24 protein-coding genes are annotated in these 24,184 nt (G+C 66.0%); 18 read left to right on the top strand and 6 right to left on the bottom strand.

Annotated features, from left to right (window positions below):
* Positions 1-46 precede the first annotated feature (46 nt).
* Complete coding sequence (locus ACK4HJ_RS20315; protein WP_409834929.1) at positions 47-1,447, top strand: ethanolamine ammonia-lyase subunit EutB; 1,401 nt, start codon at positions 47-49, stop codon at positions 1,445-1,447.
* Positions 1,444-2,265 (top strand): ethanolamine ammonia-lyase subunit EutC, encoded by an 822-nt coding sequence (gene eutC, locus ACK4HJ_RS20310; RefSeq protein ID WP_409834928.1) that lies wholly within the window; start codon positions 1,444-1,446, stop codon positions 2,263-2,265. The genes ACK4HJ_RS20315 and eutC overlap by 4 nt, the downstream gene beginning before the upstream one ends.
* Before the next feature lie 101 nt (positions 2,266-2,366).
* On the opposite strand, the gene ACK4HJ_RS20305 is transcribed toward eutC, so the two are convergent.
* Positions 2,367-3,485, bottom strand: a complete 1,119-nt coding sequence (locus ACK4HJ_RS20305) for a class I SAM-dependent methyltransferase (protein WP_409834956.1) — start codon at positions 3,483-3,485, stop codon at positions 2,367-2,369.
* 10 nt (positions 3,486-3,495) lie between these two features.
* Here ACK4HJ_RS20305 and ACK4HJ_RS20300 point away from each other — a divergent pair, with 10 nt between their 5' ends.
* The 7 genes from ACK4HJ_RS20300 (at position 3,496) to ACK4HJ_RS20270 (ending at position 10,428) form a co-directional block, all read left to right on the top strand.
* Entirely contained in the window at positions 3,496-4,290 is a 795-nt protein-coding gene (locus ACK4HJ_RS20300) for an SDR family oxidoreductase (RefSeq protein WP_409834926.1), read from the top strand.
* Positions 4,291-4,348: 58 nt separating this feature from the next.
* Positions 4,349-4,720, top strand: coding sequence for a dihydroneopterin aldolase (locus ACK4HJ_RS20295; protein WP_094289013.1), 372 nt, complete (start codon positions 4,349-4,351; stop codon positions 4,718-4,720).
* A 49-nt stretch (positions 4,721-4,769) separates the two neighbouring features.
* Positions 4,770-5,729, top strand: coding sequence for a tRNA 2-thiocytidine(32) synthetase TtcA (gene ttcA / locus ACK4HJ_RS20290; RefSeq protein ID WP_409834924.1), 960 nt, complete (start codon positions 4,770-4,772; stop codon positions 5,727-5,729).
* Between the two features lie 63 nt (positions 5,730-5,792).
* Entirely contained in the window at positions 5,793-6,509 is a 717-nt protein-coding gene (locus tag ACK4HJ_RS20285; RefSeq protein WP_409834922.1) for a DUF4136 domain-containing protein, read from the top strand.
* A 46-nt stretch (positions 6,510-6,555) separates the two neighbouring features.
* A complete protein-coding gene (locus ACK4HJ_RS20280; RefSeq protein ID WP_409834920.1) occupies positions 6,556-7,197 on the top strand; it encodes a histidine phosphatase family protein in 642 nt (213 codons plus the stop codon).
* Between the two features lie 153 nt (positions 7,198-7,350).
* Positions 7,351-8,529 carry a DSD1 family PLP-dependent enzyme gene (locus ACK4HJ_RS20275; RefSeq protein WP_409834918.1) on the top strand — a complete coding sequence of 393 codons (1,179 nt, stop codon included), beginning with the start codon at positions 7,351-7,353 and terminating at the stop codon, positions 8,527-8,529.
* A 78-nt stretch (positions 8,530-8,607) separates the two neighbouring features.
* Positions 8,608-10,428, top strand: a complete 1,821-nt coding sequence (locus tag ACK4HJ_RS20270; protein WP_409834916.1) for a lysoplasmalogenase family protein — start codon at positions 8,608-8,610, stop codon at positions 10,426-10,428.
* Here the strand turns inward: ACK4HJ_RS20270 and ruvB are convergent.
* The 3 genes from ruvB to ruvA form a co-directional block, all read right to left on the bottom strand.
* Positions 10,385-11,446: a Holliday junction branch migration DNA helicase RuvB gene (gene ruvB / locus ACK4HJ_RS20265; RefSeq protein ID WP_409834954.1), complete on the bottom strand. Its 1,062-nt coding sequence runs from the start codon at positions 11,444-11,446 to the stop codon at positions 10,385-10,387. The genes ACK4HJ_RS20270 and ruvB overlap by 44 nt on opposite strands.
* An 84-nt stretch (positions 11,447-11,530) precedes the next feature.
* The gene (locus ACK4HJ_RS20260) at positions 11,531-13,447 is read right to left on the bottom strand and encodes a trypsin-like peptidase domain-containing protein (protein WP_409834914.1); all 1,917 of its coding nucleotides are present in this window, start codon (positions 13,445-13,447) and stop codon (positions 11,531-11,533) included.
* Between the two features lie 76 nt (positions 13,448-13,523).
* Entirely contained in the window at positions 13,524-14,099 is a 576-nt protein-coding gene (gene ruvA, locus ACK4HJ_RS20255; protein WP_409834912.1) for a Holliday junction branch migration protein RuvA, read from the bottom strand.
* Positions 14,100-14,147: 48 nt separating this feature from the next.
* Here ruvA and ACK4HJ_RS20250 point away from each other — a divergent pair, with 48 nt between their 5' ends.
* Positions 14,148-15,098 (top strand): PhoH family protein, encoded by a 951-nt coding sequence (locus tag ACK4HJ_RS20250; RefSeq protein ID WP_409834911.1) that lies wholly within the window; start codon positions 14,148-14,150, stop codon positions 15,096-15,098.
* On the opposite strand, the gene ACK4HJ_RS20245 is transcribed toward ACK4HJ_RS20250, so the two are convergent.
* Positions 15,059-15,157, bottom strand: a complete 99-nt coding sequence (locus tag ACK4HJ_RS20245; RefSeq protein ID WP_409834909.1) for a hypothetical protein — start codon at positions 15,155-15,157, stop codon at positions 15,059-15,061. The genes ACK4HJ_RS20250 and ACK4HJ_RS20245 overlap by 40 nt on opposite strands.
* An 11-nt stretch (positions 15,158-15,168) precedes the next feature.
* Here ACK4HJ_RS20245 and ybeY point away from each other — a divergent pair, with 11 nt between their 5' ends.
* Positions 15,169-15,627: an rRNA maturation RNase YbeY gene (ybeY, locus tag ACK4HJ_RS20240; RefSeq protein ID WP_409834906.1), complete on the top strand. Its 459-nt coding sequence runs from the start codon at positions 15,169-15,171 to the stop codon at positions 15,625-15,627.
* A 110-nt stretch (positions 15,628-15,737) separates the two neighbouring features.
* Here the strand turns inward: ybeY and ACK4HJ_RS20235 are convergent, their stop codons facing one another.
* On the bottom strand, positions 15,738-17,072 hold the full coding sequence (locus ACK4HJ_RS20235; RefSeq protein ID WP_409834905.1) for an MFS transporter: 1,335 nt from the start codon (positions 17,070-17,072) through the stop codon (positions 15,738-15,740).
* Between the two features lie 248 nt (positions 17,073-17,320).
* Between ACK4HJ_RS20235 and cyoA the strand changes: the two genes are divergently transcribed.
* From cyoA to ACK4HJ_RS20200, 7 genes are read left to right on the top strand one after another with little or no spacing between them, the layout of a single operon-like run.
* Positions 17,321-18,379, top strand: coding sequence for a ubiquinol oxidase subunit II (gene cyoA, locus ACK4HJ_RS20230; RefSeq protein WP_409834903.1), 1,059 nt, complete (start codon positions 17,321-17,323; stop codon positions 18,377-18,379).
* Between the two features lie 8 nt (positions 18,380-18,387).
* Positions 18,388-20,391, top strand: coding sequence for a cytochrome o ubiquinol oxidase subunit I (gene cyoB / locus ACK4HJ_RS20225; protein ID WP_409834901.1), 2,004 nt, complete (start codon positions 18,388-18,390; stop codon positions 20,389-20,391).
* The gene (gene cyoC, locus ACK4HJ_RS20220; protein WP_409834899.1) at positions 20,384-21,019 is read left to right on the top strand and encodes a cytochrome o ubiquinol oxidase subunit III; all 636 of its coding nucleotides are present in this window, start codon (positions 20,384-20,386) and stop codon (positions 21,017-21,019) included. The genes cyoB and cyoC overlap by 8 nt, the downstream gene beginning before the upstream one ends.
* A complete protein-coding gene (gene cyoD, locus ACK4HJ_RS20215; protein WP_409834897.1) occupies positions 21,020-21,463 on the top strand; it encodes a cytochrome o ubiquinol oxidase subunit IV in 444 nt (147 codons plus the stop codon).
* An 11-nt stretch (positions 21,464-21,474) separates the two neighbouring features.
* The gene (locus ACK4HJ_RS20210) at positions 21,475-22,308 is read left to right on the top strand and encodes an SURF1 family protein (RefSeq protein WP_409834896.1); all 834 of its coding nucleotides are present in this window, start codon (positions 21,475-21,477) and stop codon (positions 22,306-22,308) included.
* Complete coding sequence (locus ACK4HJ_RS20205; RefSeq protein WP_409834894.1) at positions 22,305-23,624, top strand: ATP-binding protein; 1,320 nt, start codon at positions 22,305-22,307, stop codon at positions 23,622-23,624. The genes ACK4HJ_RS20210 and ACK4HJ_RS20205 overlap by 4 nt, the downstream gene beginning before the upstream one ends.
* Before the next feature lie 8 nt (positions 23,625-23,632).
* Positions 23,633-24,172: a response regulator transcription factor gene (locus ACK4HJ_RS20200; RefSeq protein WP_409834892.1), complete on the top strand. Its 540-nt coding sequence runs from the start codon at positions 23,633-23,635 to the stop codon at positions 24,170-24,172.
* The last annotated feature ends 12 nt before the right edge of the window (positions 24,173-24,184 follow it).

The raw sequence follows: 24,184 nt of genomic DNA, 5'->3' as shown, positions 1-24,184 counted from the left end.
TGCGCTCCCGCCGTCTTGCAGCGGCTTCAAGGACACGATCACCACCATGGCAGGCAACGACCACGTCATCCTGGGCGGCCAACGCTGGCAGTTCAACGGCCTGCGCGACATGCTGGCCAAGGCTACGCCGATGCGATCGGGTGACGCACTGGCGGGCGTGGCCGCCACCTCGGCCGTGGAGCGCATGGCCTCCCGCCTGTGCCTGGCCGATGTGCCCCTGCGCCGCTTTCTGAACGAAGCGCTCATCCCCTACGAGAGCGACGAGGTCACCCGCCTCATCATCGACACCCACGATGCCGCTGCGTTTGCGTCCATTGCCCACCTCACCGTGGGCGACTTCCGCAACTGGCTGCTGGACCACGCCACCGACAGCGCACTGCTAGCCGCCGCGGCGCCCGGCATCACGCCCGAGATGGCCGCGGCGGTGAGCAAGCTCATGCGCAATCAGGACCTGATCGCCGTGGCGCGCAAGTGCCGCGTCGTCACGCACTTTCGCAACACCATCGGCTTGCCCGGCCACCTGGCCGTTCGGCTGCAGCCCAACCATCCGACGGATGACCTGCGCGGCATCGCGGCGTCGATGATCGACGGCCTGCTGTACGGCGCGGGCGATGCGGTGATCGGCGTGAACCCGGCCACCGACAGCATTGCCGCCCTCACCGGGCTGGTGCACATGCTGGATGAGGTGATCACCACGCTGCAGATTCCCACACAGGCCTGCGTGCTGACCCATGTGACCAACACCATCCAGATGGTGGAGCAAGGTGCACCGGTGGATCTGGTGTTCCAGTCGATTGCAGGCACCGAGGCGGCCAACGCGGGCTTTGGCATTTCGCTCGCGCTGCTGAAGGAAGCCCGCGATGCCGCACTGTCGCTACGGCGTGGAACCCTGGGCGACAACGTGATGTATTTCGAGACCGGCCAGGGCAGTGCCCTGTCGGCCAACGCGCACCACGGCGTGGACCAGCAGACCTGCGAGGCGCGGGCCTATGGCGTGGCGCGCGCGTTCTCGCCGCTGCTCACCAACACGGTGGTCGGCTTCATCGGGCCGGAGTATTTGTACGACGGCAAGCAGATCATCCGCGCGGGCCTGGAAGACCACTTCTGCGGCAAGCTGCTGGGTGTGCCGCTGGGCTGCGATGTCTGCTACACCAACCACGCCGAGGCCGACTCGGACGACATGGACACGCTGATGACCCTGTTGGGCACGGCGGGCCTGACCTTCATCATGGGCGTTCCGGGGGCGGACGACATCATGCTCAACTACCAGAGCACCTCGTTCCACGACGCGCTGTACTTGCGCGAGGTACTGGGCCTGCGCTGCGCGCCGGAGTTTGCGGCGTGGCTGGAGCGCTTGCAGATCACCGATGCCAGCGGGCGTCTGCTGCCCTCTGCGGCCCATCACCCGGCTCTGACCCAACTGCGGCAATGGAGGATCGGCGCATGACGGACAAGCCTCCATCTCCACAAGGCATCCCCCCTGACCCCTGGTCCGACCTGCGCGCCCACACCCAGGCCCGCCTGGCGCTGGGCCGCGCAGGTGCTGCGCTGCCCACGGCCGAGCTGTTGCGCTTTGGCCTGGCCCATGCGCAGGCGCGCGATGCAGTGCACATTCCGCTGGACGCCGATGCGCTGGCCGCGCAGATCCATGCGCTGGGCTGCGCCACGCGGCAGGTGCACAGCGCCGCGCCCGACCGGGCCACCTACCTGCTGCGCCCCGACCTGGGGCGGCAGCTGTGCGATGCGGATGCCGAGGCGCTGCAGGCCGTGTCTGCAGAAGGCCGCAGGCCCATCGACCTGCTGCTGGTGGTGGCCGACGGCCTCTCGTCCCTGGCCGTGGCGCGGCAGGCGCCGCCGCTCATCGAAGCCATCCGCCAGCAGGCGCCCGCGGGCTGGCACACCGGCCCGGTGGTGATTGCCCGGCAGGCACGCGTGGCGCTGGGCGACGCGGTGGGCGCGCTGCTGGGCGCGCGCCTGGTGGCGGTGCTGATCGGCGAACGGCCAGGATTGAGTTCGCCCGACAGCCTGGGCATCTACCTGACCTGGCAGCCGCAACTGGGGCGCACCGATGCCGAGCGCAACTGCATCTCCAATGTGCGGCCCGAGGGGCTGTCCCCCCCGCGGGCAGCCGCGCGGCTGTGGTGGCTGTGCCAGGAAGCGCTGCGCCTGGGCCTCACGGGCGTGGCACTCAAAGACCGCAGCGAGGGGCTGACGCTGGCAGCTGAGAAGGACACGGCGCTCCCTTCCTCCAACCGTTCGGACTGAGTCTGTCGAAGCCTGGGCAAAAATCCAAGCAAAATCGGCCCCCAGCGCTTATCCATAAAGCGTCGTAAGCTACATTTTTAGGAGCAAACGATCCAGGCAGATCACAACCGGTGCGACCGATCCCCGTGCACAAAACCCACCGGTTCCCACGGCTCGCCCGCGCCCAGAGCCAGCACCTTGAACAGCTCGCCCATTTCATGTTCCATGATCAATTTGGCCGCTGTCGCCCGCTGGGCTTGCGCTAGCTGCTCCATTTTTGGGAGCAACCCGCAATTGATGAGAAAGTGTGCCTGCGTGGTGTAGCCCAGCACGTGCAGGCCCGCCTCCTGCGCGGCCAGGGCCATGGCGGTGAAGTTCACGTGGGCGGTGATGTCCTTCAAGCCCACCGCCACCAGCGGGTTGTCATCGGACAGATGGCCCTGGTGGCACATCACTGTGCCCATGTGGCGCTGGGGGTGGTAGTACTCGTTCTCGCCAAAGCCGTAGTCCAGCAGGAAGGCGGCGCCGCGCGTGAGCCGGTCGGCCAGCATGCGCATGAAGCCTTCGCCCTGGGCGTGGATCTCGGTCAGGTAGTCCTGCGGGCCTTCGATGTCGACGGGCGGGCGCAGGTCGGTGGGGCGGTCGGCCCAGGCAAAGCGGCCGTCTTCGGTCACCACCACGCCGCGCTCATGCCACACGCCGTCCGCATGGCCGCCGTGGCGCGCAAGAAGCTGCACGGGCATGGCATCGAGCACCTCGTTGCCCACCACCACGCCGCTGAACTTGTCGGGCAACGCATCCACCCAGCGCACCTTGCGCGCATACCCCGCCAGCTTGGCCTGCTGGCGTGCGCGCAGGCTGCCCGACAGATCGACGATGGTGTAGCGCTGCACCAAGTCGCCCAGGGCATCGAGCAGCTGCAGCGCCAGCGCGCCGGAGCCCGCGCCGAACTCCCAGACCTCGTCGGTACTTGTTTTCGCCAACGCCTCGCCCACCTGCACCGCCAGGGTTTGGCCGAACAAGGGCGTGAGTTCTGGCGCGGTCACGAAGTCGCTTCCGGACTCGGGCATGGCGCCGAACTTGGTGGAATCGTTGGCGTAGTAGCCCAGGCCCGGGGTGTACAGGGCCAGTTCCATGAAGCGGTCGAAACCCAGCCAGCCGCCCGCGTCGGCGATGGCCTGGGCGATGTGCTGGTGCAGGGCGGTCGTTAAACTGTCGGGTCTTTGGGTCACGGCCCGCATTGTCCCCCACATGGTTCCCTCCCCCCCTCCGTCCCGCCCTCGCACCGTGCTGGTCACCGGCGCCGCCAAGCGCCTGGGGCGCAGCATTGCCCTGGCGCTGGCCGCAGGCGGCTGGCAGGTGGCGGTGCACTACCGCTCGTCGCAGCAGGATGCTATGGATACCGTAGCTGCCTGCGCCCAACTGACGCGCGGTAGTTCCCTTTTTGATGCAGATTTTGAAGATGAAGCGGCCGTGCGCGCGCTGCTGCCCCGCGTGGTGGCGCACTTTGGCAGCGTGGACGCGGTCGTCAACAGCGCCTCGCTGTTCGAGCACGACAACGCCGAGACCTTTGGCTTTGCCGCGCTGGAAAAGCATATGCGCAGCAACACCGCCGCCCCCGTGCTGCTGGCCCAGGCGCTGCACCAACATGTTGCCGAGCGTGCCGCAGCGGGCGAGGCCGACGCGCAGGGCGCTGTGGTCAACCTGCTGGACCAGAAGCTCTGGAACCAGAACCCCGACTTTGTGAGCTACACGCTCTCCAAGGCCGCGCTGGAGGCGGCGGGCACCATGCTGGCCCTGGCGCTGGCGCCGCGCGTGCGGGTGGTGGGCGTGGCGCCGGGTCTCACGCTCACCAGCCACATGCTCAGCGACGACAAGTTTGCGCAGCTGCATGCTCTGTCGCCGCTGGGCCGCTCATCCACTGCCGAGGACGTGGCTGCCACCGTGAAGTTTGCGCTGGAGAACCGGTCGATCACCGGCACCACGCTGCTGGTGGATGGTGGCCAGCACCTGATGAAGTTTGACCGCGATTTTTCGCTGATGTGAGCGCCCGCACACACGTACATGTACACAAACAGGCCCACCCAAGCCAGGACCTTTTTCCATGACCCACGCTGTTGGCACCCAGATCCTCACGCTCACCGGACTGCGCTTTGACGCCAACCTGGGCATCCTCGACCACGAAAAGACCGACCCGCAGCCCATCCAGGTGGATGCCGAACTGAGCCTGGGCGTGCAGCCGCTGGCCCCGCGCGACGACGACATCGGCCATGTGCTGGACTACCGCCGTGTGCGCCAGATCATCATCGACGAGTGCACGGCCGAGCATGTGAACCTGCTGGAGAGCCTGATCGGCAAGCTGGCCAACCGCCTGATGCAGCTGCCCGGCGTGCTGGGCGTGCGGGTGAAGATTGCCAAGCTGGAGATTTTTGACGACTGCGAAGTGGCGATCCGCATGGAAACCGGGCAGTGGTGAGCCCCCCCTGCCCCTGCCGCCCGAACGGCGGGAATGAGACAATCGCGGGATGAGTACCGTCTGGACAGAAGCCGAATCCCCCGCCGTGGCCGCCCCTGCACCCGCTACTGCGCCACGCCCCGAGATCAAGATCGAGCGCGAAACCCACAAGCTGGAAAAGCGCTTGTGCCGCGAGGTGGGCAAGGCGATTGTGGACTTCAACATGATCGAAGAGGGCGACAAGGTGATGGTATGCATGTCCGGCGGCAAGGACAGCTACACCCTGCTGGACATCCTGCTCAAGCTCAAGGCCCGCGCGCCCATCCACTTTGACCTGGTGGCGGTGAACCTGGACCAGAAACAGCCCGGATTCCCCGAGCATGTGCTGCCCGAGTACCTGAAGAGCACCGGCGTGCCCTTCCACATCGAGAACGAAGACACCTACAGCATCGTCAAGAAGCTGATTCCCGAGGGCAAGACTACCTGCAGCCTGTGCAGCCGCCTGCGCCGCGGCATCCTGTACCGCGTGGCCGATGAGCTGGGCTGCACCAAGATCGCCCTGGGTCACCACCGCGACGACATCCTGCAAACGCTGCTGCTGAACATGTTCTTCGGCGGCAAGATGAAGAGCATGCCCCCCAAGCTGGTCAGCGACGACGGCAAGCATGTGGTCATCCGCCCCCTGGCCTACGTGCCCGAAAAGGACACGGCCCGCTGGGCTGCGCACCGCGACTTCCCCATCATCCCGTGCAACCTGTGCGGCAGCCAGGAGAACCTGCAGCGCAAGCAGGTGGGCGAGATGCTGCGTGAGTGGGAGAAAAAATTCCCCGGCCGCGTGGAGAACATGTTCACCGCGCTGCAGAACGTGGTGCCCTCGCACCTGCTGGACGGCAACCTGTACGACTTCAAGAACGCCCGGGCCACAGGCGTGGCCGATGACAACGGCGACAAGGCCTTTGACAAGGAAGAGTTCTCTGCGCCGCAGCAGACCGGCCTGCCCGGCGGCGTGCAGGTGGTCCAGCTCTCGTGAAGGGTGCTGAACCTCCGCCGGGCCTGGCGGTCACACCGGGATCCCATTCTTGAGGAGTCACCGATGACACGCCGATGGATCCCTACCCTGCTGCTGTGCGCCGCCGCCGTGGCCGGCCTGGCTGGCTGCAGCACCCAGCGCCTGGTGGACGGCCGGGTGCAGAGCTTCTCCACCCTGGCGGCAGTGCCCACCCCCGCCACCTACCGCATCGAGCGGCTGCCCTCGCAGCAGATGCCCTCGTTCGAGCCCATCGTTGCGCTGGCCGACCAGGCGCTGGCCCGCGCGGGACTGCAGCGCGATGACGCTGCGCCCCGGCTGCTGGTGCAGATCGGCGTGCAGGCCGACACCGTGCCGCGCTACGACCCGTTCGGCGGGCCCTACGGCCCCTACGGACCTTCTCCCTGGGGCTTTGGCGGCTGGTACGGCCGCGGCTGGGGCGTGGGCGGCATCTGGCGCATGGGCGAGCCCACACCTCTGTACCGCCGCGCCGTCACCATCGTGATGCGCGATGCGCAGACACAGGCCGTGGTGTACGAAACCTCGGCCGTGCACGAAGACGTGTGGGTGAGCGATCCTGCCGTGTTCGGCGTGCTGCTGGACGCTGCGCTGCAGGGCTTTCCGCAGCCGCCGCAAGGCTCGCGCCAAGTGCGCATCCCGCTTTCACCGACGCCCGCCGTGTCCTCCACGCCCGCTACTCCAGCCACTGCCACCGCTGCTCCTGCTTCATCCCAAGCACCCGCCCAACCCGGCGTGGTCGTGCCCGCCGCGCCTGCCCGGTAAGGCGCCCTGGCCCTCGCATCCACGACCGCCCCTCGCCACCCATCGCATGCAAGCCACCCGCATCGTTGCCATCCGCCACGGCGAAACCGCCTGGAACGTGGACACCCGCATCCAGGGCCACCTGGACATTCCGCTCAACGACACCGGCCTGTGGCAAGCCGACCAGGTGGCCCACGCACTTGCCGACGAGCCCATCGCGGCCATCTACACCAGCGACCTGCAACGCGCCCACGCCACCGCCCAGGCCGTGGCCCGCACCACGGGCGCACCGCTCACCACCCACGCTGGCCTGCGCGAGCGCAGCTTCGGCCATTTCCAGGGCCGCACCTTTGCCGAGATCGAGGCCGAGCTGCCCGAGGACGCCTACCGCTGGCGCAAGCGCGACCCGCACTACGCCCCCGAGGGCGGCGAGTCGCTGGTCACATTGAGAGAACGCATCGAACGCACCGTGGCCCAGCTGGCGCAGCAGCACCTGGGCGAGCAGGTGGTGATGGTGGCGCACGGCGGCGTGCTCGATGTGCTGTACCGCCTGGCCACGCACCAGGACATCCAGGCGCCGCGCACCTGGCAACTCTCCAACGCGGCCATCAACCGCCTGCTGTGGACGCCCGATGGCCTGACCCTGGTGGGCTGGGCCGACACGCAGCACCTGGACAACAACGCCCTCCGCGATGAAACCCATTCCTGACACCCAAAGAGCCTGTTCAAAGTCTTTTTGGAGATTGCACTCCAACCCTTCGGGCAAGTGCCTTACCGGGCGGTCTGCGGCGTTGCGGCGCTTGTGGATAGCCGGGCTATCCACTGCGCGCCGCGCCTAGCACCCCATCCCGGAAAGACACTCGTGCAACTCCAAAAAGACTTTCAACAGGTTCTTGAATCCACCATCGGCCAGCGGGTGGACCTCATTGACACCCCGGCGCTGGTGGTGGACCTGGACGCCATGGACCGCAACATCCAGCGCATGGCCGACTTCGCGCGCAAGCACCATGTGCGCTGGCGCCCCCACGCCAAGATGCACAAAAGCGCCGAGCTGGCCCTGCTGCAACAGCAGGCGGGTGCCCAGGGCGTGTGTGTGCAAAAAGTGGCCGAGGCCGAGGCCCTGGCCGCCGGAGGCGTGCGAGACATCACCATCACCAACCAGGTGATCGCCATGCCCAAGCTGCACCGCGTGGCGCGGCTGGCCGCCCAGCTGGCGGCGTGCGGCGGGCGCCTGGGCGTGGCGGTGGACCATTCCGAAGGCATCACCCGCCTGGCCGAAGCCATGGCGCAGCATGGCAGCGACGCAGGCATCGACGTGCTGGTGGAGATCGACGTGGGCCAGGGCCGCTGCGGTGTGCCGCCTGGCGAGGCCGCCGTGCCGCTGGCGCTGGCCGTCTCGCGCAGCCCGCGCCTGCGGTTTGCGGGCCTGCAGGCCTACCATGGCCGCGCCCAGCATCTGGGCAGCAGCGTGGGCCGCCGCGAGGCGATTGCCCAGGTGGTGCGTGCCGCCCACCACACACGCCAGCTCATCGAGGCCGAGGGACTGACCGTGCCGTTGATCACCGGCTCTGGCACCGGCACCCTGGTGCACGAGGCCGCCAGCGGCCTGTTTGGCGAGTTGCAGGCGGGCTCCTTCATGTTCATGGACGCGGACTACGCCCGCAACGAGCGCGAGCCCGCACAGCCCGCGTTTGAACACGCACTGTTCGTCAAGACCCAGGTGGTGTCTGTGCGCGACACCCACGCGGTGTGCGATGCAGGCCACAAGAGCCACGCCATCGACTCCGGCCTGCCCTCCGTGGCCCTGCTGCCGCCCGGGCACGCACTGCGCTACGCCAACGGCGGTGACGAACACGGATTGCTGTTCGCCGACAGTCCCGCAGCCCGGCTGCCGACGCTGGGCCAGATGCTGTGGCTTGTTCCGGGGCATTGCGACCCGACGGTGAACCTGCACGACTTTCTGATCGGCGTGCGCGGGGGGCTGGCCCAGGGTGTGGTGGAGCGCATCATCCGGGTGGACGCGCGGGGGGCGTTGACGTAGGCGCAGCCCTCTAAACACTGGAATCTAGGGGTTCACCTGCCCCGGCGTGGACTGAGAGCAGGACCACAATCCGGCACCATGAGCCCCAGCCAGATCATCGTCCTTGCGACCCCTGTTTTCTTTGTGCTGATTGCCATCGAACTGGCCATCGGCCTCAAGCGCCAGCGCAACACCTACCGCCTGGCCGATGCCGTGAGCAGCATCAGCCTGGGCATGCTCAGCCAGACCAGCGCGGTGTTCACGCGGCTGCTGCGCATCGGCATCTACACCGCACTGTTCGAGCACGTGGCGCTGTGGCGCAACGATGCCTTCTGGACCAGCCTGCCCGGCTGGCTGCTGGCACTGCTGTTCTACGACTTCTGCTACTACTGGCTGCACCGCATGGGGCATGAATCGGCCGTGCTGTGGGCCGCGCACGCGGTGCACCACCAGAGCCAGGACTACAACCTCTCCACCGCGCTGCGCCAGACCAGCTCGGGCGCGCTGCTGGGCTGGATTTTTTACGTGCCCATGGCGCTCGCGGGTGTGCCGCCGCTGGTGTTTGCAGTGGTGGGGCTTATCGACCTGCTCTACCAGTTCTGGGTGCACACCGAGCACGTGCCGCGCCTGCAGGGGCGCTGGGCGTGGTTTGACCGCTGGTTCTGCAGCCCCAGCAACCACCGCGTGCACCATGCCGTGAACAATGCCTACCTGGACAAGAACTACGGCGGCATCCTCATCGTGTGGGACCGGATGTTCGGTACCTTCAAGGACGAGGACCCGAGCGAGCGCTGCGTGTACGGCACGCGCGGCCTGCTCAACAGCTGGGACCCGCTGTGGGCCAACGCGCAGGTGTACGCCGGGCTGGCGCACGACAGCTGGCATGCGCGCCGCTGGCTGGACAAGCTCAAGGTCTGGATCAAGCCCCCGGGCTGGCGGCCCGCCGATGTGGCCGAGCGCTTTCCCAAGCCGCCCTTCAGCATGGCGCAGATGCAGATGTTCTACCCGCCGATGTCGCGCGCCGTGCAGGGGTTTGCGCTGGTGCAGTTCGGCATCCTGCTGGCCGGGGTGGCCGCGTTTCTATGGCAGGCCGACGCTGCGCCGCTGGCAGAAAACGCGGTCTGGTTTGCGGTGCTGCTGGTCAGCCAATGGGCGCTGGGCGCGGTGACGCAGGGACGCATCGGCATGCTGATGGCGCTGATGCTGCAAAGCGCAGCGCTGGCCACGGCCACGAGTGCGCTGGGGTTCACGCAGTGGCACTGGCTGTTCAAGCCGCTGACCATGGTTTTTACTCTCGTTTTGGTAGCGTCCAGCGCTTATCCAGCAAGCGCCAGAGGCCTATTTCACTCAAAACGCAGCGTTCTCTTGCTGTTTGGCGCCCTCGTGGGATCGCTGGCGGGCGATGTGTTTTTGATGTTCAGCGGTTTCTTCATCCCGGGCTTGGTCAGCTTTCTGATGGCGCACCTGTTCTATGTGGCGCTGTTCCGGCAGGGCCAGCCGTGGTTTGCACACCGCGGCGCGCTAGTGGCCACGCTGGGCGCTGGCGCTGCGATGTATGCGTTCCTGTGGGCTGGCGGCCTGCCTGCCGCGCTGCGGGTGCCCGTGGCAGCCTATGTGCTGGTGATCGCACTCATGGCGGCCCAGGCCCTGGGCCGGGCCTGGGTGCTGCGCGATGGGCCGTCGTGGATGGTGGCGGCCGGCGCGCTGTGTTTCATGCTCAGCGATTCGCTGCTGGCCATCAACCGGTTTGTGCAGCCGCTACCCTGGTCGCAGGTGTGGGTGCTGTCCACGTATTACGCGGCGCAGGCGCTCATCGTGGCGGGCGTGCTGCGGGGGCTGGTGCTGCGCCCTGCTGCGCAGCCCTTGCACGCGGGCATCACACCCCAAACAGATCCTGGCCGCTCGCCTTCGGCGGCGTGACGCCCAGGTGGCGGAACGCCGCCAGCGTGGCAATGCGCCCGCGCGGCGTGCGCTGCAAGAAGCCTTGCTGGATCAGGTAGGGCTCGATCACGTCTTCGATGGTGCCGGACTCCTCGCCGATGCTGGCCGCGATGTTGTCCAGCCCCACGGGGCCGCCGTCAAAGCGGTGGATCACGGCTTCGAGCAGCTTGCGGTCCATCACGTCAAAGCCCTGCGGGTCCACGTCGAGCATGGCCAGCGCCTTGTCCGCAATCGGCTTGGTGATGCGGCCGTTTCCCTTGACCTCGGCGTAGTCGCGCACGCGGCGCAGCAACCGGTTTGCAATGCGCGGCGTGCCGCGCGAACGGCGGGCGATCTCAAAACCGCCTTCGTCGTCCATGGGAGCGTTCAGCAGGCCGGCGCTGCGCTGCACGATGCGCGCCAGCTCTTCCGCGGTGTAGAACTCCAGCCGCGCCACGATGCCAAAACGGTCGCGCAGCGGGTTGGTGAGCATGCCGGCGCGGGTGGTGGCCCCCACCAGCGTGAAGGGCTGCAGGTCGAGCTTGATGCTGCGCGCCGCCGGGCCCTCGCCGATCATGATGTCGATCTGGTAGTCCTCGAGCGCCGGGTAGAGGATTTCCTCGACCACGGGCGAGAGGCGGTGGATCTCGTCGATGAAGAGAACGTCGTTCTTTTCGAGGTTGGTGAGCAGCGCGGCCAGGTCCTTGGGCTTTTCGAGCACCGGGCCGCTGGTCTGGCGCAGGTTCACGCCCAGCTCGGCTGCAATGATGTGGCTGAGCGTGGTCTTGCCCAGGCCCGGCGGGCCGAACAGCAACACATGGTCCAGCGCCTCGCCGCGCTTGCGCGCCGCGCCAATGAAGATCTCCAACTGCTCGCGCGCCTTGGCCTGGCCCACGTACTCCTGCAGCAGCTTGGGGCGCAGAGCGCGCTCGATCGCCTCCTCTTGCGGGGAGCTCGGCGCGGCGGAGACGACGCGCTTGGCGGGGGCGGGGGAAAAGTCGTCGGTCTGGATGGTCATGCAAACGATGGCGCCAAAGTAAATGGGCAGCCACATGGGCCGCCCGGGCTTGATCTCAGTTTGAAAAGGACGATCAGGCCTTCGTCACTGAGAAGTCCATGCGTAATACATCGGCCCCTCGTATCCGAAGTCCTTATGCACCTGAATCACGAAATCACGTTCCGCGGCACTGATGGTGTAGAAGTGGGCGCCCGTTTTTGCGTTGTAGAAACGGTAAATGGCAGAAGCGCCGTTTCCTGCCCCGGTTTGCGCATACCAGCTGACCACTTCGTACTTGAACTCAGGCAGGCGTGCGATCACAAAATCGCGCTCGGCCACGCTGCCTGAATAGAAATGAGCCCCAGAGGTAGCGTTGTAGAAGCGGAAAACTGGATCCTTGCCTGAGCTGGCATCGGCATATGCGTAGAACGCAATGTTTTCGTAACCAAACTCGGGGTAGGTTCTTATCACGAAGTCGCGCTCGGCCGCACTGGCGGTGTAGAAGTGCGCCCCGGTTTTGCCGTTGTAGAACCGGTAGACCGCTGTTCGCGTAGCTGGCGATGTTGCCGGAGCCAGCCAGGTCTTGAGCGCCGCGTTGTACGCCAAGTCGAACCGTCCATAAAAGTCTGGCGAAGTTGTATTCGTGCAGGTCGCGCTGCCGCCGTATAGGGTGCCCACGACGTGGGTGCCTCCCTTGAACAAGGCCGAGCCACTGCTGCCCCCTTCGGTCGTGCCCTGGCTCCAGTTCACGCGGTAGTAGTTGCCGGTGGTGCCGCTGCACTGGAAACCTGTGCCGCCGGTGGTCACGCAACTTGCCTGGCTATTCAGGCTACCGAAGCTGACCTTGAGCAGATCGCCGCGTGGGTGATGCAACCCCACTACAGAGATGCCGGTGCCCTGAGTGCTCGCGTCCCACCCGGCAAAGTAAGCGCCTGCGGGCGGGGCATCGTTCAGCCGCAGCAGCGTGGTGTCCGTGCTGTCGGTGGCATACAGAAGGGCGGCACCACCTACGCGCTTGCTGGTGCCGCTGGACAGCGTGCGGCTGTTGCATGTGGGTGCGCGGTAGAACCAGTCCGTCTGCAGGCTGGAAGCCTCGGCCTGGGTCGAGATGCAGTGATTGGCCGTGAGGAAATATGGAGTGCCCGATGACTGGCTGTCGTTGAGCAGTGTCCCAGTGCAGACGTAGGTTCCGCCGCCTGAGGTATAGATCATGCGCGCCACGGCGTTGCGCTGGTTCACATAGGTGTCGTGGCAGGTCGCATCCAGATTGCACGAGGCTGACTCGTTGATCTTGGTGGAGAATTCTTGCTCGGTGGGAATCGCCAGGTTCTCGAAGATATGCGAGACCCGTGGCACGGCTACATCCAGGGTGCCGACAGGCGTGCCGGGCGGCAGTTCGATCTCCAACGTTACTTCGTCAGAGCCCATATCGGGCGTCCACCAAGTCTGGCCGTCCAGGCTGGTGTCGCCGGCTTGGGCGTTGCGCTGGATCACCTGCAGGATCTCCTGCCCGGAGATCTGGAAAACAGTGCCGGGCTGAGCCTGGCTGTACAGGCGAACTTGCGCGCTGCCCGACAACTGCTTGACCACCACGCCCAGCCGCAGGCCGTGGGCTCCTTCTGCTGAAAAGCTGAGCGCGGCCACCTGGCCGCCCAACGCCGTGGACTGCCACTGCAGCTGCTGCGCCGTCTGCGCGCCGCTGCGCGTGGCATGGACGTCACGCGCCACGCCCACTTGCCGAGGGCCCACACCGCCGCTCAGAGACTCCGTCTTCTCCTGCGCCAGGGCGCCGAGCGCCACCTGGGTGGGCACGGGTGCTCCGCCCATCGTGTTGCGCGACTTGATGCGCGCCACACCCTGGTCGGCACTGGCAGGCTGCACCCATCCATCCACCTTCAGCACTACTGGGGCCTGGCCAGACGAGGGCGTACCGCCCTCGGAGGTCCCGCCGCCACACCCCGCCAACAGCGCGGCCACCACCGCAAGCAATCCACCCCAGCGGGTGATTCCACCTTGTGCCATTCTTTTTCTCCCGTGCCCCGACAGGCCTCCGTTGAACATAAAAGGCTCGCAAATGTGTTCTGCGAGCCGGGCGATGCTACTTCGCCAACGCCTTCAAAGCCAGCTTAATACCGTCGCTTACACCTACATCGGCAGGCAACGCTTTCAGCGCCGCCGCCGCCTCCTTGTCGTTGTACCCCAACGCCAGCAGGGCCTGAAGAATGTCGGCTTGCGCATCGCTGGTCGCATGGCCGTGGATGGACCCCATGTCTGCTCCCAGCTTGCCCTTGAGTTCCAGCAGCAGCCGCTCGGCCGTCTTCTTGCCAATCCCGGGCACCTTGACCAGCCGCCCAGCCTCCTGCAGGGTGATGGCCTGGGCCAGATCTGCCACACCCATGCCGCTCAATATCGACAGCGCCGTGCGCGGCCCCACGCCGCTGATCTTGATCAGCTCGCGAAAGGCCTGGCGCTCGGGTGCGGTGGCAAAGCCGTACAGCAGCTGGGCGTCCTCGCGCACGATGAACTGAGTCAGCAGGCTCACGCGCTCGCCCACGGCGGGCAGGTTGTAGAACGTGCTCATGGGCACGTTCACCTCGTAACCCACGCCGTGGCAGTCCAGCAGCACCTCGGGCGGGTTCTTCTCCAGCAGGGTGCCGGTCAATTTGCCTATCATTGATGTCCTTTGCCGCGCGATCGCGGCCCATTCAACGGAATTATCCGCGTGATCCTGCGCCACACCTTCACACCCCACAACAACACCCGGCTGACCAACCTGTGCGGACCGGCCGACGCCCACCTGCGCACCATCGAGACGGCCCTGCAGGTGAGCATCGCCCACCGGCACGAACAGTTCAAGGTCGACGGCCCCAAGGCGCAGGCGACCCAGGCCATGGAGCTGCTGCAGGCGCTATACGAACAAGCCGAGCGGCCGATTGGCGAGGATTACATCCAGCTCATGCTGGCGGGCGACAGCGAGTTGCTGGAAGCGCCGGACGACGCCATCATCCTGAACACCCGACGCGCCGACCTGCGCGGGCGCACGCCCACGCAGAACCTGTACCTGCAGAACATCGCCACCCACGACATCACTTTCGGCATCGGCCCTGCAGGCACTGGCAAGACCTACCTGGCTGTGGCCAGTGCCGTGGACGCGCTGGAGCGCAGCAGCGTGCAGCGCATCGTGCTCACCCGCCCGGCGGTTGAAGCGGGCGAGCGCCTGGGCTTTTTGCCCGGTGACCTGGCCCAGAAGGTGGACCCCTACCTGCGCCCGTTGTATGACGCGCTGTACGAGCTGATGGGCCATGACAAGGTGCAGAAGGCGTTCGAGCGCAACGCCATCGAGATCGCGCCCCTGGCCTTCATGCGCGGTCGCACGCTGAACAACGCCTTCGTGATCCTGGACGAAGCCCAGAACACCACGCCCGAGCAGATGAAGATGTTCCTCACCCGCATCGGCTTTGGCTCCCGCGCCGTGGTCACCGGCGACGTGAGCCAGATCGACCTGCCCAAGGGCGCCATGAGCGGGCTGATCGACGCCGAGCAGGTGCTGAAGCGCGTGAAGGGCATCGCCATCACGCGCTTTACCAGTGCCGACGTGGTGCGCCATCCGCTCGTGGCGCGCATTGTGGATGCCTACGACGCGCCGCGCCGCCGCGCCGCCGCGCGGGACTGACCCTGAACACTCCTGTTTTTATAGCTGCCAGCGCTTGTCCAGCAGGCGCCAGAGGCCAAAAAGGCTTGAAATGCCCCTGAACCAACTCAGCCTGTCCCTGCAATTTGGCCGATTTGACGGCGCCGCCGAGCACCGTGCGGCGCTACTGCGACACAAGGTGGCCCGCTGGATCCGCCACGCGCTGGCCGCCGATGCCGAAATCACCGTGCGCATCGTGGGCGAGGACGAGGGCCGCGAGCTGAACCGCAGCTACCGCCACAAGGACTACGCCACCAACGTGCTGACCTTTGACTACACGCAGGAACCCCTCGTGACGGCCGACCTGGTGCTGTGCGCGCCCGTGGTGCAGCGCGAGGCGGCAGAGCAAAACAAGTCGCTGGAAGAGCACTACGCCCACATGCTGGTGCACGGCACCCTGCACGCCCAGGGCTGGGACCACGAAACCAGCGCCGCCGATGCCGACGAGATGGAGGCCTACGAAACCGCCATCCTGCAAGAGCTGGGCTTCCCGGACCCCTACGCCAAGTAAGCGCCCGCTCACGGCGCATCACAGAACCACAAAGAAACAAGGGGCCCGAAGCCCCTTGTGATCTCTCAGCGATGGCCGCCCCCGGCGCGCGGCGGCAGAACCGGCAGAACCTATTCCTTGCGCTCGATCAAGCGGTTGATGCGCAATGCCAGCAGCGTGCACACCACGCCCGACAGCAGGTACAGCGACACAGCGCCCAGCCCGAAGCGCGCCGAAAGCGCCAGCGCCACCAGCGGGGCAAAGCCGGCGCCCACCAGCCAGGCCAGGTCGGCCGACAGGGCCGCGCCCGTGTACCGGTATTGCGGGGAGAAGTTGGCCGTCACCGTGCCGGAAGCCTGGCCGTAAGACAGGCCCAGCAGCACAAACCCCACCAGCAGGAACACGTTGTTGCCCACCTGTCCGGCCCCCAGCAGCCAAGGCGTCACCAGGCTGAACGCCCCGATGAGCACCGCCATGGTGCCCAGCAGGTTGCGTCGCCCCATGCGGTCGGCCAGCCAGCCCGACACCACAATCGCCCCGGCTGCGAGGAACGCGCCCACGATCTGCACCGACAGCACTTCGGTGATGGACTGCTCGGAATACATGGCGATCCACGACAGGGGAAACACCGTGGCCAGATGGAACAGCGCAAAACTGGCCAGCGCAGCAAAAGCGCCGATCAGCACGTTGCGGCCTTCATCGCGCACGACACGCGTCACGCTCACCGGCTGGAGCTCGCGCTGCTGGAGCAGTTCGGCATACGACTGCCCCACCACCAGGCGCAGCCGCGCAAACAGCGCCACCACGTTCACTGCAAACGCCACAAAGAACGGATAACGCCAGCCCCAGTCCAGGAACTCGGTGACGGTCAGGCTGCTGTACAGATAGGCAAACAGGCTGGCCGCCAGCACAAAACCCACTGGCGCGCCCAGCTGGCCGATCATGGCGAACCAGCCGCGGCGCTCCTTGGGGGCACTCATGGCCAGAAGCGATGGCAGGCCGTCCCATGATCCGCCCAAGGCAACGCCCTGCCCGATGCGCAAAACAATCAGTGCCACGATGGCCGTGGTGCCCACCGACGCGTAGCTGGGCAAGAAGGCCATGCCCACCGTGCACGCACCCAACAGGAACAAAGCGAGCGTCAGCTTGGTGCCGCGCCCCCACCGCCGCTGTACCGCCATCGAGAGGGCCGTGCCCACAGGCCGCGCCACAAAAGCCAGCGAAAAGATGGCAAATGAGGCCAACGTGCCGTCAAGCCGCGACAAGAACGGGAAAAGCAGAGAAGGAAACACCAGCACGCTGGCGATTCCGAACACAAAGAAGTCGAAGTACTCGGACGAGCGGCCAATGATCACACCGACCGCAATCTCGCTGGGAGTGACATCCTCGTCGGTGTGGGCCCGCGCCAGTGAACCCTCCCCCTCAAAACCTGGTGCAGCCAGTGCTGCAGAACCGTGGCCAACCATAGTGACATTCCTCAAGCGAAAACAGATAGACAAAGAGACAGGTGTCTCCGTTCTACCCGCTCAAGGCGCGCGCCACAAGTGCGCTATCGCTATCTCCCCGTGTAGGAAAACCCTGATTGCCCTTGGCACGGGCCGCGCCCTTGATCTTGGACAAAATGTCCAATCGACAAATTGGCTAGCGCTACTACAGTGCGGGGGTCCAGTCATTCGCGTTTTCACCTAAGCGCACCATCCCCGCACTTTCCAGCATGCTCTACACCAAGGAACCCCGCAGGGCCGCCGGGCTGGCCGCCGCTGCCCTGTCCACCGGGCTGCTCGCCGGCTGCAGCAAGGCCGTCGTGCTCAACCCGGCTGGCGACATCGCCGCCCAGCAAGGCCAACTGGTCATCACGGCCACGTTGCTGATGCTGATCATCATCGTCCCGGTGATCGCCCTCACGCTGTGGTTTGCCTGGAAGTACCGCCAGAACAACGCCGCCAACACCGAGGCGGACTACGACCCTGAATGGCACCACTCCACCACGCTGGAACTGGTCATCTGGACCGTTCCGCTGTTCATCATCATCGCCCTGGGTGCCATCACCTGGATTGGCACCCACAAGCTCGACCCCTACCGTCCGCTGGACCGCATCGACGCCCAGCGCCCGCTCGCCCCCCACGTCAAGCCCCTGGAGGTACAGGTGGTGGCCATGGACTGGAAGTGGCTGTTCTTCTATCCCGAGCAAGGGATCGCCACCGTGAACGAGTTGGCCGCCCCGGTGGACCGCCCCATTTTGTTCAAGCTCACAGCCACGTCCACCATGAACGCGTTCTACGTGCCCGACCTGGCCGGCATGATCTACGCCATGCCCGGCATGCAGACCGAGCTGAACGCGGTGATCAACAAGCCCGGCGTGTACAAGGGTATGTCCTCGCACTACAGCGGCTCGGGCTTCTCGGGCATGACGTTCAAGTTCCATGGCCTGAGCGATGCTGACTTTGACCAATGGGTTCAAAAGGCCAAGACCGACGGCAAGCCGCTGGACAAAGGCACCTATCTGAACCTCGTCAAACCGAGCGAGCGCGATCCCGTGCAGCATTTCGCCTCTGTGGAGGAAGGCCTGTACGACAAGGTGCTCAACCGCTGCGTCGAAGACGGAAAGATGTGCATGCACCACATGATGGCCATCGACGCAAACGGCGGCGACGCCTATGTGCGCGCCGTGGGCCTCAACCTGCCGCAAGAGTGGTGCACGCCGCAGAACGCCGCCCAGGTGGTGGCCGATCTCAATATCCGCAACACCGACCGCGCCGCCATCCGCCAATGAGCTCCCCCATGTCTTCTGAAACCCTCACTCCCGCCCACTGGGCGTTGGGCCGCCTGAGCTGGGACGCCGTTCCCATGACCCACGAGCCCATCCTGCTGTGGACCTTCATCGCCGTCGTACTGGGCGGCATCGCCGTGATGGCGGGCATCACCAAGTACCGCCTTTGGGGTCCCCTGTGGCGCGACTGGATCTGCAGCATCGACCACAAGAAGATCGGCATCATGTACATGATCCTGGGCCTGGTGATGCTGCTGCGCGGCTTTGCCGACGCGGTGATGATGCGCCTTCAGCAGGCCATGGCCTTTGGCGACAACATGGGCTACCTGCCGCCGCACCACTACGACCAGATCTTCACCGCCCACGGCGTGATCATGATCTTCTTCGTGGCCATGCCACTGGTCACGGGTCTCATGAACTACCTCGTGCCCCTGCAGATCGGCGCGCGCGACGTGTCCTTCCCCTTCCTGAACAACTTCAGCTTCTGGATGACCACGGCCGGCGCCGTGCTGGTGATGGTGTCGCTGTTCCTGGGCGAGTTCTCCACCTCGGGCTGGCTGGCGCTGTCGAACCTCGGGGCGCAGAGCCCGAGTACGGGGCTTGATTACTACATCTGGGCGCTGCAGATCGCGGGGGTAGGCACCACGCTCTCGGGCATCAACCTGATCGTGACCATCATCAAGATGCGCGCGCCCGGCATGAACCTGATGAAGATGCCCGTCTTCACCTGGACGGCCCTGTGCACCAACGCGCTGATCGTTGCGTCCTTCCCCGTGCTGACGGCCGCACTGGTGCTGATGTCGCTGGACCGCTACGTGGGCACGAACTTCTTCACCAACGAGCTGGGCGGCAACCCCATGCTCTATGTGAACCTGATCTGGATCTGGGGCCACCCTGAGGTCTACATCCTGATCCTGCCGTGCTTCGGCATCTTCTCCGAAGTGGTGGCCACGTTCTGCCGCAAGCGCCTGTTCGGCTATACCTCCATGGTCTACGCCACGGTGGTGATCACCATCCTGTCGTACCTGGTGTGGCTGCACCACTTCTTCACCATGGGCTCCGGCGCCAGCGTGAACACGTTCTTCGGCATCACGACGATGATCATCTCGATCCCGACCGGGGCGAAGATCTTCAACTGGCTGTTCACCATGTACAAGGGCCGCATCCGCTTCGAGCTGCCCATGATGTGGACCGTGGCCTTCATGGTGACGTTTGCCATCGGCGGCATGACCGGCGTGCTGCTGGCCGTGCCCCCGGCCGACTTCGTGCTGCACAACAGCCTGTTCCTGATCGCCCACTTCCACAACGTGATCATTGGCGGCGTGCTGTTCGGCCTGTTCGCCGGCATCAACTACTGGTACCCCAAGGCCTTTGGCTACAAGCTCGACCGCACCTGGGGCCTGTGGTCCTTCTGGCTGTGGGTGGTGGGCTTCTGGGTGGCGTTCATGCCGCTCTACATCCTCGGCCTCATGGGCGTCACGCGCCGCGTGAGCCACTTCGAAGACCCGTCTCTGCAGATCTGGTTCATCATCGCCGCATGTGGCGCCGCCATGATCGCGGCGGGCATTGCGTGCTTCCTGATCCAGATCGTGGTGAGCTACCTCAAGCGCGAGCAGTTGCGCGACTGGACCGGCGACCCCTGGGACGCCCGCACGCTGGAATGGGCCACCTCGTCGCCCCCGCCCAACTACAACTTCGCCTTCACGCCCGTGGTGCATGAAATCGACGCCTGGTGGGACATGAAGAAGCACGGCTACCAGCGCCCGCTGACCGGCTTTGCGCCCATCCACATGCCGGCCAACACCGGCGCGGGGGCGGTGATCTCGGCCCTGTCGCTCGTCTTCGGCTTTGCTTTGATCTGGCACATGTGGCTGCTGGCGGGCGTGTCGTTCGCGGCGCTGCTCCTGGCCTCCATCGTCCACACCTTCAACTACAAGCGTGACTTCTACATCCCGGCCTCTGAAGTGATCTCCACCGAAGAAGCCCGCACCCTGCAATTGGCCCGCAATGTCTGATATCCGTCTCTCCGCTGGCGCCGCTGCAGGCGCCCTGGCCCCGCGCGACTACCACCTCGCGCATGAGCCCCACCCCGAAAACGGCACCGCTCTGGGCTTCTGGCTGTACCTGATGAGCGACTGCCTCATCTTTGCAGCCCTCTTTGCCACCTATGGTGTGCTGGGCCGCAGCTATGCTGCCGGCCCCACGGGCGCGCAGCTGTTCGACCTCACGCTCGTGGCCATCAACACTGCGTTCCTGCTGCTGTCGTCCATCACCTTCGGCTTTGCGATGCTGCGCAAGCAGAAGAACGACGTGAACGGCACCCTGCTGTGGCTGGCCGTGACGGGCTTCTTCGGCCTGTGTTTCCTGGGCCTGGAGCTGTACGAGTTCCATCACCTGATCCAGCAGGGCGCAACGCCGCAGCGCAGCGCCTTCCTGTCGGCCTTCTTCACGCTGGTGGGCACGCACGGACTGCACGTCACGTTTGGCCTGATCTGGCTGGTGGTGCTGATATTGCAGATCAAGCAGCATGGCCTGATCCCCGAGAACAACCGCCGCCTGATGTGCCTGTCGATGTTCTGGCACTTTCTGGACGTGGTCTGGATCGGCGTCTTTACCTTTGTGTACCTGATGGGGGTGCTGTAAATGAGCGCACAACACACAACACACGCACACGGCCACCACGCGGGGCATGGGCATGAAGGGGACACCGCCCACCACGATGCCAACGAGCCGCACAGCACCTTCTCGGGCTACATGACGGGCTTTGTTCTGTCCATCATCCTCACGGCCATCCCGTTCTGGCTTGTCATGGCCAAGGTGATTTCGGACCGCAACACCGCCGTGCTGGTGCTGGGCGGGTTTGCCGTCATCCAGATCCTGGTGCACATGGTGTACTTCCTGCACATGAACGGCAAGATCGAAGGCGGCTGGACGCTGCTGGCCACCATCTTCACGGTGGTGTTCGTGGCCATCACCATCGCGGGCACGCTGTGGGTGATGTTCCATATGAACACCAACATGATGCCCGAGCACCCGCCCATGCCCGGCATGCCGCCCGCAGCGGCTGACGTGCGCCCCACCCCGTAGGCGCCACTGCCGTGGACGCCACCGCGCGCACGGGCCGCATCCGCCCCCACGCCCCCTGGACGCTGGCCGTGCTGGCGCTGGTGGGCGTGGCGCTGTTTGCGGCGTTCACCGCGCTTGGCGTGTGGCAGTTGCAGCGCCGCGCCTGGAAGCTCGACCTGATCGAGCGCACCACGGCGCGCATTCATGCACCGCCCACTGCCGCGCCCGGTGCGCGCGAGTGGCCCGACGTCAGCGCCGCGTCGCACGAATACCTGGCCGTGCAGCTGCGCGGTCACTGGCAGGCAGACAAGACGCTGCTGTCGCAGGCCACCACCCGCCTGGGCGCGGGCTACTGGGTGATGACGCCGCTGCAGCGGGACGACGGTACACAGGTGCTGGTCAACCGCGGTTTTGTACCCGCCGACCAGCGCGCGCGGTGGGCAGAGCAGCCCGCGCAGGCCACCCCGGGCGGCCCGGTGGCCGTGCAGGGCCTGCTGCGCATGTCCGAGCCCGGCGGCGGCTTTCTGCGCCGCAACGACCCCGCCCAGAACCGCTGGCACTCGCGCGACGTGGCCGCCATGGCCCAAGCCCTGCAGCTGCCGCAGGCCGCACCCTATTTTGTGGACGCTGGCGTGCCACAGGCACAGCCCACCGCCGACCCCAGCGCTGCCAACACAGAGCAACGCCCCTCGGCCCAGGGCCCCTGGCCGCGCGAGGGCCTCACGGTCGTGCGCTTCACCAACACCCACCTGTCCTACGCGCTCACCTGGTTTGCAATGGCACTGATGGTGGCAGGGGCCGGTGTGGTTGTGGCACGCTACGAGCTTCGGCTGCGTGCCAGCAGCCGCGCCGCCCCGCCACCATGACCAGCAGCCGCCACGCATCCCGCACCCTGCACCCTTTGAGCAAGGCCCGATCCGCCAACGCGGCGGCAGGACTCAAGAACCTGCACCAGCTCATCCAACTGCGCTGGATGGCCGTGGTCGGACAGCTGCTCACCATCGAGGTCACGCACTACGGCCTGGGCATGCCGCTGCCCATGCGGGAGATGCTCACCATCGTGGGCTGCATGGCGGTGTTCAACCTCATCAGCATGGTGCGCTGGCGCACCCGGCGCAACGTGCACGACGTGGAGTTGTTCATCGCCCTGCTGATCGACGTGGGCGCGCTCACGGCGCAGCTGTACCTGAGCGGCGGCATCAGCAATCCGTTCGTGTTCCTGTACCTGCTGCAGATTGCCGTGGGCGCCATGCTGTTGCGCGGCGCGTACATCTGGTTCATCGTGGGGCTCACGTCGGCCTGCGTGGTACTGCTGGCCCAGCACAGCCAGCCCCTGCCCATGGCGCCCAACATGCACGAAGGATGGGCCAGCCCCTATGTGCTGGGGCTGCTCGTTTGCTTTGCGCTCAACGCCATCCTGGTGGTGGTGTTCATCACCCGCATCAGCCACAACCTGCGCCAGCGCGACGCGCGGCTGGCCGCTGTGCGGCAGCGTGCTGCCGAGGAGGAACACATCGTGCGCATGGGCCTGCTGGCCTCCGGCGCGGCGCACGAGCTGGGCACGCCCCTGGCCACCATGGCCGTCATTCTGGGCGACTGGCGCCGCGTGCCCACCCTGGCGCAAGACCCGGTGCTGCAGGAAGAAATCGCCGAGATGCAGACCCAGGTGCAGCGCTGCAAGACCATCGTGAGCGGCATCCTGATGTCGGCCGGCGAAACGCGCGGGGAGGACTCCACCCAGACCACCGTGTGCCAGTTTCTGGACACCCTGGTGCGCGACTGGCGCGCCACCCGGTCGGTCGATGCCTTCGAGTTCGACAACCGCATCACCGACGACCACCCCATGGTGGCCGATGCCACGCTGGAACAAATGGTTTTCAACGTGCTGGACAATGCCCGCGAAGCCTCGCCGCAGTGGGTTGGCCTGCAGGCAAACAGCGATGCCGAGGCGCTGCACATCGTAGTCAGCGACCGGGGACCTGGCTTTTCGCCCGCGGTGCTCAGCCACATCGGTACGCCGTACCAATCCACCAAGGGGCGGCCAGGCGGCGGCCTGGGCCTGTTCCTGTCGATGAACGTGGCCCGCACGCTGGGCGGCACCGTGGCGGCGCGCAATCTGCCGGGCGGTGGCGCCGAGGTCACCATCACCCTGCCGCTGGCCGCCATCGGGCTGCCGACATGACACACACCATGGACACTGACACCCAACGCCTGCTGATGATCGTGGAGGACGACGAAGCCTTTGCGCGCACGCTGGCGCGCTCGTTCGAGCGGCGCGGCTACAAGGTGCTGCACGCCGAGAGCATGGTGCAGATGAGCGAGCTGCTGAATGAACACACGCCGGACTACGCGGTGGTGGACCTCAAGCTCAAGGGCGAGGCTTCGGGCCTGGCCTGCGTGCGCCACCTGCACGCCCACAGCAGCACCATGCGCATCGTGGTGCTGACCGGTTTTGCCAGCATTGCCACAGCGGTGGAGGCCGTGAAGCTGGGCGCCGTGCACTACCTGGCCAAGCCCTCCAACACCGACGACATCGAGGCCGCCTTCGGCCTGATGGAAGGCAATGCCGACGTGGAGCTGACCAACCGCTCCAGCTCCATCAAGACGCTGGAGTGGGAGCGCATCCACGAGGTGCTGGCCGAGACGGGCTTCAACATCTCCGAAGCCGCGCGCCGCCTGGGCATGCACCGCCGCACCCTGAGCCGCAAGCTGGACAAGCGGCGCGTGTAAGCCCCGGCGCAC

Source organism: Acidovorax sp. (genome assembly GCF_046294525.1).
Lineage (GTDB): Bacteria > Pseudomonadota > Gammaproteobacteria > Burkholderiales > Burkholderiaceae_C > Acidovorax.
This window is presented reverse-complemented; position numbering and strand designations above follow the sequence as displayed.

Excerpts from the sequence above, each read along its gene's own strand:
- ruvA (WP_409834912.1), bottom strand. The coding sequence starts at position 14,099 with ATGATAGGCAAATTGACCGGCACCCTGCTGGAGAAGAACCCGCCCGAG.
- cyoC (WP_409834899.1), top strand. The coding sequence starts at position 20,384 with ATGTCTGATATCCGTCTCTCCGCTGGCGCCGCTGCAGGCGCCCTGGCC.
- ACK4HJ_RS20260 (WP_409834914.1), bottom strand. The coding sequence starts at position 13,447 with ATGGCACAAGGTGGAATCACCCGCTGGGGTGGATTGCTTGCGGTGGTG.
- ACK4HJ_RS20305 (WP_409834956.1), bottom strand. The coding sequence starts at position 3,485 with ATGCGGGCCGTGACCCAAAGACCCGACAGTTTAACGACCGCCCTGCAC.
- cyoD (WP_409834897.1), top strand. The coding sequence starts at position 21,020 with ATGAGCGCACAACACACAACACACGCACACGGCCACCACGCGGGGCAT.
- cyoB (WP_409834901.1), top strand. The coding sequence starts at position 18,388 with ATGTCTTCTGAAACCCTCACTCCCGCCCACTGGGCGTTGGGCCGCCTG.
- ACK4HJ_RS20280 (WP_409834920.1), top strand. The coding sequence starts at position 6,556 with ATGCAAGCCACCCGCATCGTTGCCATCCGCCACGGCGAAACCGCCTGG.
- eutC (WP_409834928.1), top strand. The coding sequence starts at position 1,444 with ATGACGGACAAGCCTCCATCTCCACAAGGCATCCCCCCTGACCCCTGG.
- ACK4HJ_RS20295 (WP_094289013.1), top strand. The coding sequence starts at position 4,349 with ATGACCCACGCTGTTGGCACCCAGATCCTCACGCTCACCGGACTGCGC.
- ACK4HJ_RS20205 (WP_409834894.1), top strand. The coding sequence starts at position 22,305 with ATGACCAGCAGCCGCCACGCATCCCGCACCCTGCACCCTTTGAGCAAG.
- ruvB (WP_409834954.1), bottom strand. The coding sequence starts at position 11,446 with ATGACCATCCAGACCGACGACTTTTCCCCCGCCCCCGCCAAGCGCGTC.
- cyoA (WP_409834903.1), top strand. The coding sequence starts at position 17,321 with ATGCTCTACACCAAGGAACCCCGCAGGGCCGCCGGGCTGGCCGCCGCT.
- ACK4HJ_RS20235 (WP_409834905.1), bottom strand. The coding sequence starts at position 17,072 with ATGGTTGGCCACGGTTCTGCAGCACTGGCTGCACCAGGTTTTGAGGGG.
- ACK4HJ_RS20270 (WP_409834916.1), top strand. The coding sequence starts at position 8,608 with ATGAGCCCCAGCCAGATCATCGTCCTTGCGACCCCTGTTTTCTTTGTG.
- ACK4HJ_RS20200 (WP_409834892.1), top strand. The coding sequence starts at position 23,633 with ATGGACACTGACACCCAACGCCTGCTGATGATCGTGGAGGACGACGAA.
- ybeY (WP_409834906.1), top strand. The coding sequence starts at position 15,169 with ATGCCCCTGAACCAACTCAGCCTGTCCCTGCAATTTGGCCGATTTGAC.
- ACK4HJ_RS20300 (WP_409834926.1), top strand. The coding sequence starts at position 3,496 with ATGGTTCCCTCCCCCCCTCCGTCCCGCCCTCGCACCGTGCTGGTCACC.
- ACK4HJ_RS20285 (WP_409834922.1), top strand. The coding sequence starts at position 5,793 with ATGACACGCCGATGGATCCCTACCCTGCTGCTGTGCGCCGCCGCCGTG.
- ACK4HJ_RS20315 (WP_409834929.1), top strand. The coding sequence starts at position 47 with ATGGCAGGCAACGACCACGTCATCCTGGGCGGCCAACGCTGGCAGTTC.
- ttcA (WP_409834924.1), top strand. The coding sequence starts at position 4,770 with ATGAGTACCGTCTGGACAGAAGCCGAATCCCCCGCCGTGGCCGCCCCT.